General features: G+C 61.4%; 10 protein-coding genes. 9 read left to right on the plus strand and 1 reads right to left on the minus strand.

Going from position 1 to position 13,642, the window contains the following annotated elements:
• Positions 1-142 precede the first annotated feature (142 nt).
• The 7 genes from sake_RS06085 (at position 143) to cobA (ending at position 7,929) form a co-directional block, all read left to right on the plus strand.
• The gene (locus sake_RS06085; protein WP_129359743.1) at positions 143-934 is read left to right on the plus strand and encodes an SDR family oxidoreductase; all 792 of its coding nucleotides are present in this window, start codon (positions 143-145) and stop codon (positions 932-934) included.
• Between the two features lie 9 nt (positions 935-943).
• Entirely contained in the window at positions 944-1,714 is a 771-nt protein-coding gene (locus sake_RS06090) for a sirohydrochlorin chelatase (protein WP_178945620.1), read from the plus strand.
• Positions 1,715-1,916: 202 nt separating this feature from the next.
• On the plus strand, positions 1,917-3,638 hold the full coding sequence (locus sake_RS06095; protein ID WP_178945621.1) for a nitrite/sulfite reductase: 1,722 nt from the start codon (positions 1,917-1,919) through the stop codon (positions 3,636-3,638).
• Positions 3,635-4,339, plus strand: a complete 705-nt coding sequence (locus sake_RS06100; RefSeq protein WP_129359740.1) for a phosphoadenylyl-sulfate reductase — start codon at positions 3,635-3,637, stop codon at positions 4,337-4,339. Before sake_RS06095 ends, sake_RS06100 begins: the two co-directional genes overlap by 4 nt.
• Positions 4,340-4,368: 29 nt before the next feature.
• Entirely contained in the window at positions 4,369-5,331 is a 963-nt protein-coding gene (cysD, locus tag sake_RS06105; RefSeq protein ID WP_129359739.1) for a sulfate adenylyltransferase subunit CysD, read from the plus strand.
• Positions 5,332-6,708 (plus strand): sulfate adenylyltransferase subunit 1, encoded by a 1,377-nt coding sequence (locus sake_RS06110; protein ID WP_178945622.1) that lies wholly within the window; start codon positions 5,332-5,334, stop codon positions 6,706-6,708.
• Positions 6,709-6,720: 12 nt separating this feature from the next.
• Entirely contained in the window at positions 6,721-7,929 is a 1,209-nt protein-coding gene (cobA, locus tag sake_RS06115; RefSeq protein WP_178945623.1) for a uroporphyrinogen-III C-methyltransferase, read from the plus strand.
• Positions 7,930-7,951: 22 nt separating this feature from the next.
• On the opposite strand, the gene sake_RS06120 is transcribed toward cobA, so the two are convergent.
• Positions 7,952-8,341, minus strand: a complete 390-nt coding sequence (locus sake_RS06120; RefSeq protein WP_129359736.1) for a hypothetical protein — start codon at positions 8,339-8,341, stop codon at positions 7,952-7,954.
• Between the two features lie 477 nt (positions 8,342-8,818).
• Here sake_RS06120 and ileS point away from each other — a divergent pair, with 477 nt between their 5' ends.
• Together ileS and sake_RS06130 are read left to right on the plus strand one after the other, a co-directional pair.
• Positions 8,819-12,112 carry an isoleucine--tRNA ligase gene (gene ileS / locus sake_RS06125; protein ID WP_243155746.1) on the plus strand — a complete coding sequence of 1,098 codons (3,294 nt, stop codon included), beginning with the start codon at positions 8,819-8,821 and terminating at the stop codon, positions 12,110-12,112.
• Positions 12,109-13,635: a folylpolyglutamate synthase/dihydrofolate synthase family protein gene (locus tag sake_RS06130; RefSeq protein ID WP_129359734.1), complete on the plus strand. Its 1,527-nt coding sequence runs from the start codon at positions 12,109-12,111 to the stop codon at positions 13,633-13,635. The genes ileS and sake_RS06130 overlap by 4 nt, the downstream gene beginning before the upstream one ends.
• The last annotated feature ends 7 nt before the right edge of the window (positions 13,636-13,642 follow it).

The following is a 13,642-nucleotide window of genomic DNA, read 5'->3' on the forward strand; positions in this document are numbered from 1 at the left end:
GACATTCTGTCACGGCTTCGCGGAAACAGCCCACGCGATGACCCGACGCATGAGGTCGGACAGTGTTACCTATTTTGTCGTAATGTCCAGACAAATAGAGATTCTACTATCGAACGTGTGGATCCGTTTGTAGTCTTGGACCATGACGCAGCAGACCACAGACAACTCGCCCCGACAAACCAAAGCTACGAAGATCGCGGTCGTGTCCGGAGCGAGCTCCGGAATCGGAAGAGAAGCGGCCCGCCAGCTTGCGGAGCAGGGGTGGACGATTTATGCCGTGGCCCGCAGACTCGAGCGACTCGAGGAGTTGGCCAAGGAGACGGGTGTCATCCCTCACGCATTGGATGTCACGGACAGGGAAGCCGTAGAGGAGCTTGCCGAAAGGGTTATCGAAGAGCAGGGAACCGTCGACGCGTTGCTCAATATTTCGGGCGCCGCTATCGGTGTCGACTCCGTGGCAAGCGGAAATCCCGAGGACTGGAAACAAATGTTCGAACTCAACGTCGTCGGAACCCTCAACATGACGCAGGCGTTCCTGCCCGCGTTGCGGGCGAACGGTCAAGGCACCGTAATGAACCTGACGTCCACCGCTGCGGAAGCAGGATACGAAGGGGGCGGCGGATACAACGCCGCGAAATTCGGGGAACGAGGTATGACGCAGGCTCTGCGACTCGAAGAGGCCGAAAACAACATCCGTGTCGTCGAGATCTGCCCGGGAATGGTCCGGACCGAAGAATTCTCCGTCAAGCGGCTCGGTGGTAGCCAGTCGGCCGCGGACAACGTGTACAAGGGAGTGAAAGAGCCTCTCACCGCGGGAGACGTCGCGCGAGTCGTCGCGTTTTCGGTGACGCTTCCGCACCATATCAATTTGGACCAGATCACGATGCGCCCGGTTGCTCAGGCTGCGCAGTACAAGGTGATTCGCCAGTCTTAGGAATTCTCCATGGATCTTGGAATCCTCGAAAACCTCCACCTCGTGGCTTGCGGGCACGGTACGCGAAATGAACTCGGGCAAAGAACGATTGCGGCTCTGGTCGAGTCGATCAACCGTAGAATTCCGCAGGAAGTTCATGGGGCTTCGGTGGACGTTCAGAAGCCCGAGGTCGGCGACGTCGTTGCCGGCCTGCCCATTGACCGTTCGGGAATAATCATTCCGCTTCTTCTGTCAACCGGATTCCACACACGGGTTGACCTCAAGAACGCGGCCCGACGGTTCGGTGAAGCCGGGTCCGGAACCTTCCAAACGGTCGACCATCAGATCGTCGCGGCCGACCCACTGGGCCCGTCGGTACGTTTGGCGCGGCTTCAGGCACGACGGCTCGCAGAGACCGGATGGCGGCGGGGCGATGCCGTCGTCATGGGCGTCGTGGGGTCATCGGTTGCCGCTGGAAAGGCTGACGCGGAAACGCAGGCCTCGTACCTGGAAAGGGTTCTTCAGTCGCCGGTTGGCCTGGGATTCGGGGCGGCGGCCAGCCCCACGGTCTCAGAAGCGGTCGATGAGTGCAGACGTCAAGGTGCCCCACGCGTATTCGTCTCCTCCTACATCCTTGCTCCAGGAACGTTCCAGGACCGCTTGATGGATACTGATGCAGACAGTGTGAGCGATACTCTGCTCAGAACGGATGACCCGCGCTCCCTGGAGCTTGTCTCGGAGGTTGCGCTCTCCCGCGCAGCGGAGTGCTTTCATCGGTTTCTTCAGCCGGACAGTGCGTGAACGAAGCCTCGGACCCTCGGAGGCAACCAGTGGTCGGGAATCGGCGAGGCTGATCGCCGCGGTGCGCCCTTCAGGCTGTCTTGTGCCGGCATGCAGGCATTTCGCCATCGGCAGAGGTCGAGTGTGACTCCGAAAGACGTTGTGTTGATGCGTGTTGAGTTCGGGCTTTTGCTGGTCGCCCAGTCTTCCTAGAGTTCCATGCATGGTTGCAGACACACGGGATAACCAACGAGGCGCCGCGTCCGCAAAACCGCGCGCCAAAAAGCCGAACGCACAGTGGAAGATCGACGGCACTGAGCCGATGAACCACAACGAAGAGTTCAAGCTCGAGGACAGCGGGCTCAACGTGCGGCAGCGCATCGAAGAGCAGTACGCCCACGAGGGTTTCGACGCGATCACCGATGACGACCTGCACGGTCGGTTCCGCTGGTGGGGCCTTTACACCCAGCGACGCCCGGGCATCGACGGGGGACGCACGGCCAAGCTCGATACCCGTGAACTCGAAGATCGTTACTTCATGATGCGTATCCGGCTTGACGGCGGCCAGCTCAGTCTCGAGCAACTGCGAACCGTCGCGGGAATCTCGGAAGAATTTGCGCGCGGCACCGCGGACGTGTCCGACCGGCAGAACATACAGCTGCATTGGATCGAGGTCGAGAACGTTCCCGAAATCTGGCGTCGGCTCGAGAGCGTAGGCCTGTCGACCACGGAAGCTTGCGGTGACGTCTCCCGCGTAATTCTGGGATCTCCGTTGGCCGGCGTCGCGGCGGATGAGATTCTGGATCCGACACCGGTGATCGACGGCATCAAGAGTCGATTCATTGGCGATCCGGAACTGGCCAATCTGCCCCGAAAATTCAAGACGGCGATCTCAGGGCACCCCAGCCAGGACGTCGTGCACGAAATCAACGACATCTCCTTGGTCGGGGTCCAACACCCCGAGCACGGGGTGGGCTTCGACCTGTGGGTCGGGGGCGGGCTCTCGACCAACGCGATGCTCGCCAAAAGGCTTGGGGCCTTCGTGACCCCGGAGCAGGCGCCCGAGGTATGGCACGGCGTCATCCGCATCTTCCGCGACTACGGATACCGCCGACTGCGGAACCGCGCCCGATTGAAATTCCTCATGGCCGATTGGGGCCCGGAGAAATTCCGACAAGTCCTCGAGGACGAATACCTGGGCTATTCGCTGGCCGACGGCCCGGAGCCGATCGCTCCTGAACACTCTGGCGATCACGTGGGTGTTCACCCGCAGAAGGACGGCAAATACTATGTCGGTCTGAATCCTATGGTGGGCAGAGTCAATGGCGCGACGCTCAATGCCCTGGCGGACCTCATGGAACAGCATGGTTCGGCCAGACTGCGTACGACGCCCTACCAGAAGTTGGTGGTTCTGGACATTCCCGAGGAATCGGTCGCCTCCTTCGTCGAGAAGGCCGATGAACTCGGGCTGACGGCGGCACCGTCCGTCTTCCAGCGGGACACCATGGCGTGCACCGGTATCGAATTCTGCAAGCTGGCCATCGTCGAGACCAAGGACACCGCGACGAGGGTCGTCGGAGAACTCGAAGAGAGGCTAGCCGACGTACGGGATCAACTTCCCGAACAGCTGAGTCTCTACGTCAACGGTTGCCCCAACTCGTGCGCGCGTATTCAAACCGCCGATATTGGGCTCAAGGGTCAGATCATCCCTGACGGGGAAGGCGGACAGACCTCGGGATTCCAAGTGCACCTCGGCGGAGGACTGGCCAATTACCGAAATGACGCCGCGGGCGAGCTCGGGCGGACCGTCCGGGGCTTGAAGGTCGCTTCCGACGATGTCGCCGAATACGTCGAGAAGCTGATCCGACGGTACATAGCCTCACGCGAAGAAGGGGAAACCTTCGCTCGCTGGGCCAAGAACGCCGACGAAGAGGAGCTAGTATGACCGCCACCTCGGAGACTGAACTTCGGTCCCTTGCCCGCAGTGGCGAGGAACGCCTCGAATGGGACTCCTCGGCCCAGGACGTCATCTCTTGGGTTGCGGAAAACTTCGACACCGCCGATATCGCCGTGGCTTGCTCGATGGCAGATGCCGTCCTGCCCGCGCTGGTCGCAGACCAGGTGCCCGGCGTGGACGTGCTTTTCCTCGACACCGGATATCATTTTGCTGAAACCATGGGAACGCGCGACATGGTCCAGGAAAGCTTGGACGTCAACATCGTCGACCTCAAACCCGAGCTGACGGTTGAGGAACAAGACAAAACCTATGGCAAGGATCTGTTCGGATCCGATCCGACCGCGTGCTGCCGCATGCGCAAGGTCGAGCCTCTCAACAAGGCGCTCGAAGGCTACAAAGTATGGTTCACCGGAGTGCGCCGGGAGGAAGCGCCCACCCGGACGAATACGCCTCTGGTCACGTGGGACGATACGCACGGTCTCATCAAGGTGAACCCCTTGGCTCCCTGGTCCTTCGACGAATTGGTCGACTACGCCAACGAGCACAAAGTGCCGGTGAATATGCTCCTGACCGACGGGTACCCCTCGATCGGGTGCCAGCCGTGCACGCGCCGAGTAGCAGAAGGCGAGGATCCGCGCGCCGGTCGTTGGGCCGGTCAATCCAAGACAGAATGCGGGATCCACCTGTGACCGCAAGGATCGAAAGAGCGACTGACGTCATGAGCACCGACATCACATCCGGCACGGCCCGCGTGGCCGAAAGCTACCTCGAGAGCCAGCCCACGGGCCAGAACCTGACCGACCTGGACATTCTGGAGTCGGAGGCCGTGCACATCATCCGTGAGGTGGCCGCGGAGTTCGACCGGCCCGCAATGCTCTTTTCCGGGGGCAAGGACTCTGTGGTCATGACCCACCTTGCCGCCAAGGCATTCTTCCCGGCCAAGATCCCCTTCCCACTGGTCCACATAGATACCGGACACAATTTTCCCGAGGTGCTGGATTATCGCGATCGGGCGGTTGCGCGGCTCGGAACACGACTCGTGGTCGGATCCGTGCAGGAGTACATCGACAGGGGAGAACTCGAAGAACGAGCGGACGGAACGCGAAATCCGCTGCAGACGATCCCCCTCCTCGACACAATCTCCCACAATGGCTACGACGTGGTCTTCGGTGGGGGCCGCCGCGATGAGGACAAGGCCAGGGCCAAGGAACGCGTTCTGAGTCTCCGAGACGACTTCGGTCAATGGGACCCTCGTAGCCAGCGGCCCGAGCTGTGGAACCTGTACAACGGGCGCCACACACCGGGACAACACGTTCGGGCGTTCCCCTTGTCCAACTGGACCGAATTGGACGTGTGGCGTTATATCGAGCGTGAGGGGATCGAGATCCCGAGCCTGTACTACGCGCACGAACGTGATACTTTCCTGCGCGACGGGATGATTCGGGCCGTCGGGGAAGTCTCCCAGCCGGAATCGCACGAGGAGGTCGTGCCTCGCGTGGTTCGATACCGCACCGTTGGTGACATGTCGTGCACGGGTGCCGTCGAATCGACGGCGTCGACCGCCTCCGACGTGGTCCAAGAAGTCGCGATCTCGACTCTTACCGAGCGCGGTGCAACGCGAGCCGACGATCGCATTTCCGAGGCGGCCATGGAAGACCGCAAGAAGGACGGGTATTTCTAAATGACCATCACCGATACGCTCGCGGCTTCGAGCATGAATACTCGGACACTGTTCCGGTTCGCGACCGCCGGGTCCGTCGATGACGGAAAATCGACGCTGGTCGGGCGGCTTCTCTTCGATTCCAAGGCGATTCTGGCCGACCAGTTGGAAGCCGTGGCCCGCACATCGGCTGAACGCGGCTTCGGGTCCTCCGGAGAGGAACTCGATCTCGCGTTGCTGACCGACGGGTTGAGAGCCGAGCGCGAACAGGGGATTACGATCGATGTCGCCTATCGGTACTTCGCGACCGACACGCGAAATTTCATTCTCGCGGATTGCCCGGGCCACGTGGAATACACCAAGAACACCGTCACTGGAGCATCGACGGCCGACGCGGTGGTTCTGCTGGTCGATGCACGGAGCGGGGTCCTCGAACAGACCAGGCGACACCTGGCCGTGGCCCGTTTGCTGCGCGTGCCGCATGTGATTGTCGCGGTCAACAAAATCGACCTGGTCGATTACGCTGAGTCAGCGTATCGAGGAATCGTCGAGGATATCCGCCGGGTCGCGACGGAGCTTGGCATCGACACGGTTTTGACCGTGCCCGTGTCCGCCCTCAAGGGCGACAACGTGGTGAGCCCGTCCGCAAAGACCCCGTGGCACACCGGTGAGACCCTTTTGGGTCTCCTGGAAGAATTACCGGATCGAGACCGCAGCCTCCAGACGGCTGAGCCCTTCCGCATGGCCGTGCAGACCGTCATCCGGCCGCAGGGATCTTTGGCCCAAGGCTTGGACGAGGACGAATTCCGCGACTTCCGGGGATACGCGGGCCAGATTTCGGCCGGGTCCATCAACGTAGGCGATCGGATCGCCGTCGCGGCCACCGGCGGGAGGACACGCGTGACCGCTATCTGGAGCGGGTCGGACCGGATCGTCTCGGCTCGTTCTCCTCAGTCGGTCGTGCTCGAAATCAATGACCAGCTGGACCTGACACGGGGATCCATGCTGACGGACGCCGAAGAAGTGCCGACCGCTCACCGAGAATTCGGGGCGCGGATTGCCTGGTTGTCGAGCAATCCGTTGGTTGCCGGGTCCAAGGTTCTTGTCAAACACGGCACAGCCACCGTCAAGGCGATAATCGAGGAGGTACGGGGGCGACTGGACCTTACGAATCTGGCGGATATCCCGTCGGAGACGCTCGACCTCAATGATATCGGTTCGGTCAGGCTCAAGACCGCGTCGGCGTTGCCGGTGGAAGACTACGAATCACACCGTCAAACGGGAGCTTTTCTGGTTATTGACCCTCAATCGGGGGACACCCTGGGAGCGGGCATTGCTGCACCGGAGCAACCCGAGGCCGAGGCGTCCGCCGACGACTGGCTGATGGCCGAAGGGTAACGACACGAGCCCATGACCTACCCACTCGGCTTGCAACTGCGCGGGCGCGAGGTGCTCGTCGTCGGCGGCGGTCCCGTCGCGACGCGTCGCATACGTGCGCTCGTGTCCGACGGAGCTCACGTCATCGTCGTCGCCCCAAGCGTCAGCCAGGAGATACGAGAACAAAGTCATCGCGGAGAACTCGTATGGCACGAGCGAGGCTTCCAGAGCTCCGATCTCGATCAGGTCTGGCTGGTTCTTGCCCACACGTCAGAACCGTTCGCACAGGATGAGGTGGCCGTGGAAGCCGAGCGACGAAGGATTTTCTGCGTCAAAGGCGGCGATCCCCACGCCGGGACCGCCTGGGTCCCGAGCGTTGCGAAAGCCCACGGAGTCACGGTTGCGGTCAACGCGGGCAGGGACCCCCGACGTGCCAAGGCCGTCTCCTCGTGGGTATCGGCTGCTCTCGACGCCGGTGAGGCGCCCGTCAGGCCACGCTCGGGGGCAGCCGCACTGGCGGCAGACCAAGTGCCCGGGACCGTTGCGCTGGTCGGGGGCGGCCCCGGAGACATGGATCTATTGACGGTTCGGGGGCGGTTCCTCGTCGCCATGGCGGACGTCGTGGTCGCGGACCGACTCGGACCACGCGAGGTCCTGACAAGGATCCGAGAGGACGCCCGCGTGATCGAGGTCGGCAAGAAAGCCGGCCACCATCCGGTTCCTCAGGGCGACATCAACCAAATCCTCGTCCAGGAAGCTCGAAAGGGGTTGCGCGTCGTACGTCTGAAAGGCGGCGACCCGTTCGTGCTCGGCCGCGGCGGCGAGGAAGTTGAGTATTGCGCTGCTCACGGGATCGAAACCGAGGTCGTTCCAGGCGTGACTTCGGCGATTTCCGTGCCGGCTGCCGCGGGGATACCCGTGACGCATCGAGGCGTGGCGACGGGGTTCTCAGTGATTACCGGACATCAGCACATTGCCGAAGTACCCGGGGGCGCCGAGCACACCTTGGTATTGCTCATGGGAGTCACGCGACTTTCCGAGACCGCAAGCCGCCTGATCGATGCGGGAAGAAGGCCGAGTTCGACACCGGTTGCCGTGATCGAACGCGGCTGGACCCCTGAACAGCGTACGACCTTCGGGACTTTGTCGACGATCGGTAAAGTTGCACGGGAACGCGGGGTTCGGGCGCCGGCGGTGATCGTCGTGGGCGACGTCGTCCGCTTATCCCCTGAATTCGTCTGAAACGGATCGTCGAGGAATCCGGTCAGCGCGCGTGCCGAGCAATTTTGAGCGCTGAGGTGATCAGAGGCAGCTGGAGCGGAAGCCTGCCGAAAGCTCGTACCTTGCGGGCAGGCTCCTCATGGCGGTAATCCCAGGCCATCTTGAAGTTCCCGGGCCACACCCCCAGGTACAGGGCCGTGGCTGCTTGCCCTCCGACGCGACGAGTGTGGGGAATCAGCAGCAAGGCCGACACGCCGAGCTCCACGACGCCTGAGCCAAGGGTCCATGTCCGCGCCGAGCCGGGGAGGCGGGGCGGAACCAGCCCTTCGAATACTGTAGGGCGGAGGAAATGCAGGGTCCCCGCCGTGGCCAAGAATGCGCCGTGGAGGAGAGCGGACCGACGTGCACTTTTGCGTTGCTGATAAGTCGTCATACGTCGAGTCTAGGACCGTGAATCCGATACCCCCGCAATCCGCCTCGGTAAGGCTCGGGACAATGGTGGCCTGAATGGTCGTATTGGGTATCGAACCACCCGCTCGGCGCTCATACCGCGCCCCGATTTTAATCACGGTCAGGGGTTAGACAGGGATGTCACTACTGCTTAGACTGAGAGGTAGTGCGAAGACCCGGCCATCACCGGCGAGCAATCCGGAAGAACGGGCAGTACCTGTGATGTCCCACCTATGCGTTGCGGCGCGGGAATTCACGGAATAGATACAGCCTTATTAGACCCGGACGGGTAGGCCCGAGACAGCCGTCATGAAGCGGCCGAGTCCGCTGAGACACTCCCGCGGTGGCCTTTCCATGGCCACCGCGGGCAGTCCCAGTTGTTCGGCAAGTGAGGTGGTACCGCGTCGTTTCGGCGTCCTGACGCAACCGAATGTTCCATTTCGAGATCCAGGATGACCGCGTGAGCACTCACTATCCCAAGGCCACCAGCAACTCTTCGGATGCCGTTCCGGCTTCCCCTTCTTTCCCTGCCCTGGAGGAGGGCGTCCTCGAGTATTGGCGCGAGGACGGCACCTTCGCTCAGAGCATTGAGCAGCGTGACCGCGGTCAAGGTTCTACCGAAGAATTCGTGTTCTACGACGGTCCTCCCTTCGCGAATGGGTTGCCGCATTACGGTCACTTGCTCACCGGTTACGTCAAGGATCTCGTCGCCCGCTATCAGACCCAGCGCGGAAACAAAGTCGACCGACGCTTCGGCTGGGACACTCACGGCCTGCCGGCTGAGCTCGAAGCGATGAAGCAGCTCGGTATGACCGACAAGCAGCAGATCGAAGAGATGGGCATCGACAAATTCAACGATGCGTGCCGGTCTGCCGTCCTCAAGTACACCGACGAGTGGCAGAAGTACGTCACCCGTCAAGCGCGCTGGGTCGACTTCGAGAACGACTACAAGACGTTGAACGTCGAGTACATGGAATCGGTCATCTGGGCTTTCAAGCGCTTGCATGACAAGGGACTGACGTACCAGGGGTTCCGGGTCCTTCCATACTGCTGGAAGGACGAGACTCCTTTGTCCAACCATGAGCTGCGCATGGACGATGACGTCTACAAGGACCGTCAGGATCCCACCGTGACGGTCGCGTTCATGCTCAAAGACGGTGACTCCGAGATCAGCCATGAACTCGCCGGAGTTGCGGCCATCGGCTGGACCACTACTCCTTGGACGATCCCCGCCAACCTTGCCCTGGCCGTCGGACCCGAGATTGACTACGTCGTCGTCCCCGCCGGCCCCAACGGGACCGCCGCGGAGGCGAGCCGCTTCTTGCTTGCGGCCGAACGTCTGGCCGATTACGCGCAGGATCTGGGTTACGAGGACGTCGAAGCGGCACAGGGCGCCGTCGAAACCCACTACCAGGGCAAGGATCTGGAAGGGATTCGCTACGAACCGGTTTTCGATACTTTCGCCGACACCGACAAATACCCGACCGAAAACGCGTGGCAGATCCTGCTGGCCGATTACGTTACGACGACGGACGGCACCGGGATCGTTCATCAGGCCCCGGCCTACGGTGAAGACGACCAAGCAACCTGCGAACGCTACGGAATCCCCGTCGTCCTGACGATCGATGAGGGAGCGAAAGTGCTGCCCCTCTTCACTGGTACCGAGCTCGAAGACATCGTCGGACTGCAGGTCTTCGAATCCAATACGCCGATCGTCAGGCACCTGCGTTCCAAGGCCGTGCTGTTGCGGGAGAAATCGTATGTTCACTCCTATCCGCATTGCTGGCGGTGCCGGAATCCTCTGATCTACCGCGCCATCACCTCGTGGTATGTCTCCGTCACCGAGTTCAAGGACCGGATGGTCGAGCTCAACGAGGACATCAACTGGATCCCGGAAAACGTCAAGCACGGTCAGTTCGGCAAGTGGCTGGACAACGCTCGCGACTGGTCGATTTCTCGAAACCGGTATTGGGGCTCGCCGATCCCGGTATGGGTCTCGGACGATCCGAATTATCCGCGGACGGACGTCTACGGATCGCTCGCCGAGTTGGAGGCAGACTTCGGCAGAATGCCGCTCAACCACGAGGGGAAGCCGGATCTGCATCGCCCGTTCATCGACGAGCTGACTCGTCCGAACCCCGATGACCCCACCGGGAAATCGACAATGCGTCGTGTACCTGACGTGCTCGACGTGTGGTTCGATTCCGGATCGATGCCGTACGCGCAGGTTCACTATCCATTCGAGAATAAGGAATGGTTCGAGAACCATTACCCGGCCGATTTCATCGTCGAATACATCGGGCAGACCCGTGGATGGTTTTACACTCTGCACATCCTCGCTACGGCGCTCTTCGACCGCCCGGCTTTCACCAATGTGATCTCCCACGGCATCGTTCTCGGCTCGGACGGACAGAAAATGTCCAAGTCACTGCAGAACTACCCGGATGTGACCGAGGTCTTGGACCGAGACGGATCCGACGCGATGCGCTGGTTCCTGATGTCCTCACCGATCCTTCGCGGCGGCAATCTGATCGTCACCGAACGCGGAATTCGTGAGGGCGTTCGGCAGGTCATGCTGCCTCTGTGGAACGCCTATCATTTCTTCACGTTGTACTCGAACGCGGCTTTCGACGGTCGTGGCTACGACGCTCGCTTCCGGTATTCGTGCGAGAACGTGATGGATCGTTTCATCTTGGCGAAGACGCGGCAGCTCATCGAAGAAACCACGGCGGATTTCGAGCGGTACGACGTCTGGAGCGCGTGCGAGCACCTCCGCGTCTACGCAGATGCCCTGACCAACTGGTACGTGCGTCGCTCACGCGAGCGCTTCTTCGACGAAGACATCGCGGCATTCGACGTTCTGTACACATGCTTGGAGACCGCGTGCCGTATCGCAGCCCCTTTGCTGCCGATGGAGGCCGAAGAGATCTGGCGCGGGTTGACCGGAGGCCGTTCCGTACACCTCACGGATTGGCCGAAGGAGGGGGTCCTGGCGCAGGAGCACGATCTGATCGACCTGATGGAGACCACCAGATCCATCTGCTCGGCCGGCTCGGCTCTGCGGAAGGCCGAGAACCTTCGTGTTCGTCAGCCCTTGGCAACCATGACGGTCGCAGTTCCCCGGGGCAAGGAGCTGGCTGGCACATTCGCCAGCATCATCGCCTCTGAACTGAATATCAAGAAGGTCATCGTTTTGGAGTCCGAGGAGGTTTCGGCGGAGTCGTATGGCATTTCGCGCAGTCTCAAGGTCAATGCTCGGGCTGCGGGACCTCGTTTGGGAAAACAGGTCCAGGTCGCCATCAAGGCTGCGAAGTCCGGGGACTGGAAGGTCGAGCAGGATGGCACCGTCGTCGTGGGCAGCGAGACGCTGGAATCCGGCCTTGCCCTGCACGAAGGTGAGTACGAACTGGAAACCGTGGTCGCAGAGGGCAACGACGCGGACCAAGCAGTCTCAGTCATCGACGGTGGTTTCATCGTGCTCGATACTCGACTCACGCCTGACCTGCAGGCGGAAGGAACTGCCCGCGACATGGTTCGTGTGATCCAGCAAGCGAGGAAAGACGCAGGTCTTCAGGTCTCCGATCGGATTCGGACGGTCGTTCGTGATTCGGCTGAGGTCGTCCAGGCGCTGCGTGCGAATGAAAAACTGGTCGCGGGGGAGACTCTGACGACCGAACTGGTCTTGGAAGAAGACTCACAACCGTCCGTGACCGTGGAAACGGTAGCCGACGAAACCGTAAAGAGTGATGCATGAGCGACCAACCTTTCAACGACGACGATTCCCAGGACCCGTCCGAGGACCTTCCCGAGGAGCTGAGCCCGTTGGGCCCGGAGGACATCGAGGAAGCAGAAGACATCGACCTAGACGAGGACGCCGATGTGGCCTCGCCGACGTCGGATGATTCAGGGGAGACGAGTGACGACGCCTTTTCGGTCGAATCCATCTTCGCGGAGCTCAAGGGAAGAGCGCCGGAGACTCAGATCGCTCCGCGGCTGGATGCGATGCGGATGGCCATGGATTTCCTCGGAGATCCGGCACATAGTGCCCCGGTCATCCACATCACCGGGACCAACGGAAAGACGTCCACGGCTCGTCTCGTGGAACGGCTTCTGATGGCCCATGATCTGCGCCCCGGCCGGTACACCTCGCCGCATCTTGAGCGCGTCAACGAACGTATTTGCGTGGACGGCGAACCCGTCGATGACCGCACGTTCGTCCGGGTGTGGGACGAAATTCGTCCTTCCCTGGAGCTCGTCGACCAGCGTTTGGCGGATCAGGGCGATGTACCTCTGACCGAGTTCGAAGCCATGACGGCATTGGCGTTCGCGATCTTTGCCGATGCCCCGGTGGACATCATGGTCCTGGAAGTCGGCCTCGGCGGAGAGTGGGACGCCACGAACGTTGCGAACGCGCAGGTTTCCGTGGTGACTCCTATCGATCTGGATCACACTCACATGTTGGGAGACACGGTTGAGGACATCGCCTCGGAGAAGGCCGGCATCATCAAAGCCGCCGGTTTCCTGGTCTCGGCCGCCCAACAGCCTTCGGTGGCGGAGATTCTCCTGGGTCGGGCCCGAGAGCGCGAGGCCGAATTCCGTTTCGAAGGCGTCGAATTCGGCGTGACGGAAAGGACCCCGGGGGTCGGCGGCCAGGTCGTGACGATACAGGGGTTGGCTGCTCGATACCCCGATGTGGCCCTCCCACTGTTCGGAGAGCATCAGGCCGAGAACGCGTCCCTGGCGATTGCCGCCGTCGAAGCGTTGTTGGGAGGCGGGGAGAAAGAGCTGTCTATTGATCTCATCCGTACGGCTTTCGAAGAGGTCACCTCACCCGGCCGGCTCGAGGTCGTCCGAACCGCCCCGGTCGTGGTGCTGGATGCAGCGCACAATCCCCATGGAATAGTCGCTTCCGCTGCCGCGGTTCGTGAATCCTTCGATATCAGGCAACTGAACCTTGTCGTAGGAATCCTGAGAGACAAGGACGCGCTGGGGATGCTCGAGATCATGCGGGAACAGTACGCGGAGTCCACGGATTTCGAAACGCGGTTGTACGTGACGGCATCGACGTCACCACGGGCCATTCCCGCCGAGGAACTCGCTGATCTCGCGTTGACCGCAGGTTTCGACGAAGACGCGATCGAAATCCATCAACGCATCGACGACGCATCGGTTGCGGCGATTTCGGATGCCGCAGCCCGTGAAGAGTTGGACGCCGCCGTGCTGATCACGGGTTCGGTCACCGTCGTCGGCGAAGCACGCGTACTTCTCGGACGGTAGGAGGATC

This window comes from Kocuria sp. TGY1127_2, from assembly GCF_013394385.1.
Lineage (GTDB): Bacteria > Actinomycetota > Actinomycetes > Actinomycetales > Micrococcaceae > Rothia.

What these genes read in the sequence shown, in the direction of transcription:
- sake_RS06085 (WP_129359743.1), top strand. Translation starts at nt 143, where the DNA reads ATGACGCAGCAGACCACAGACAACTCGCCCCGACAAACCAAAGCTACG.
- sake_RS06090 (WP_178945620.1), top strand. Translation starts at nt 944, where the DNA reads ATGGATCTTGGAATCCTCGAAAACCTCCACCTCGTGGCTTGCGGGCAC.
- sake_RS06095 (WP_178945621.1), top strand. Translation starts at nt 1,917, where the DNA reads ATGGTTGCAGACACACGGGATAACCAACGAGGCGCCGCGTCCGCAAAA.
- sake_RS06100 (WP_129359740.1), top strand. Translation starts at nt 3,635, where the DNA reads ATGACCGCCACCTCGGAGACTGAACTTCGGTCCCTTGCCCGCAGTGGC.
- cysD (WP_129359739.1), top strand. Translation starts at nt 4,369, where the DNA reads ATGAGCACCGACATCACATCCGGCACGGCCCGCGTGGCCGAAAGCTAC.
- sake_RS06110 (WP_178945622.1), top strand. Translation starts at nt 5,332, where the DNA reads ATGACCATCACCGATACGCTCGCGGCTTCGAGCATGAATACTCGGACA.
- cobA (WP_178945623.1), top strand. Translation starts at nt 6,721, where the DNA reads ATGACCTACCCACTCGGCTTGCAACTGCGCGGGCGCGAGGTGCTCGTC.
- sake_RS06120 (WP_129359736.1), bottom strand. Translation starts at nt 8,341, where the DNA reads ATGACGACTTATCAGCAACGCAAAAGTGCACGTCGGTCCGCTCTCCTC.
- sake_RS06130 (WP_129359734.1), top strand. Translation starts at nt 12,109, where the DNA reads ATGAGCGACCAACCTTTCAACGACGACGATTCCCAGGACCCGTCCGAG.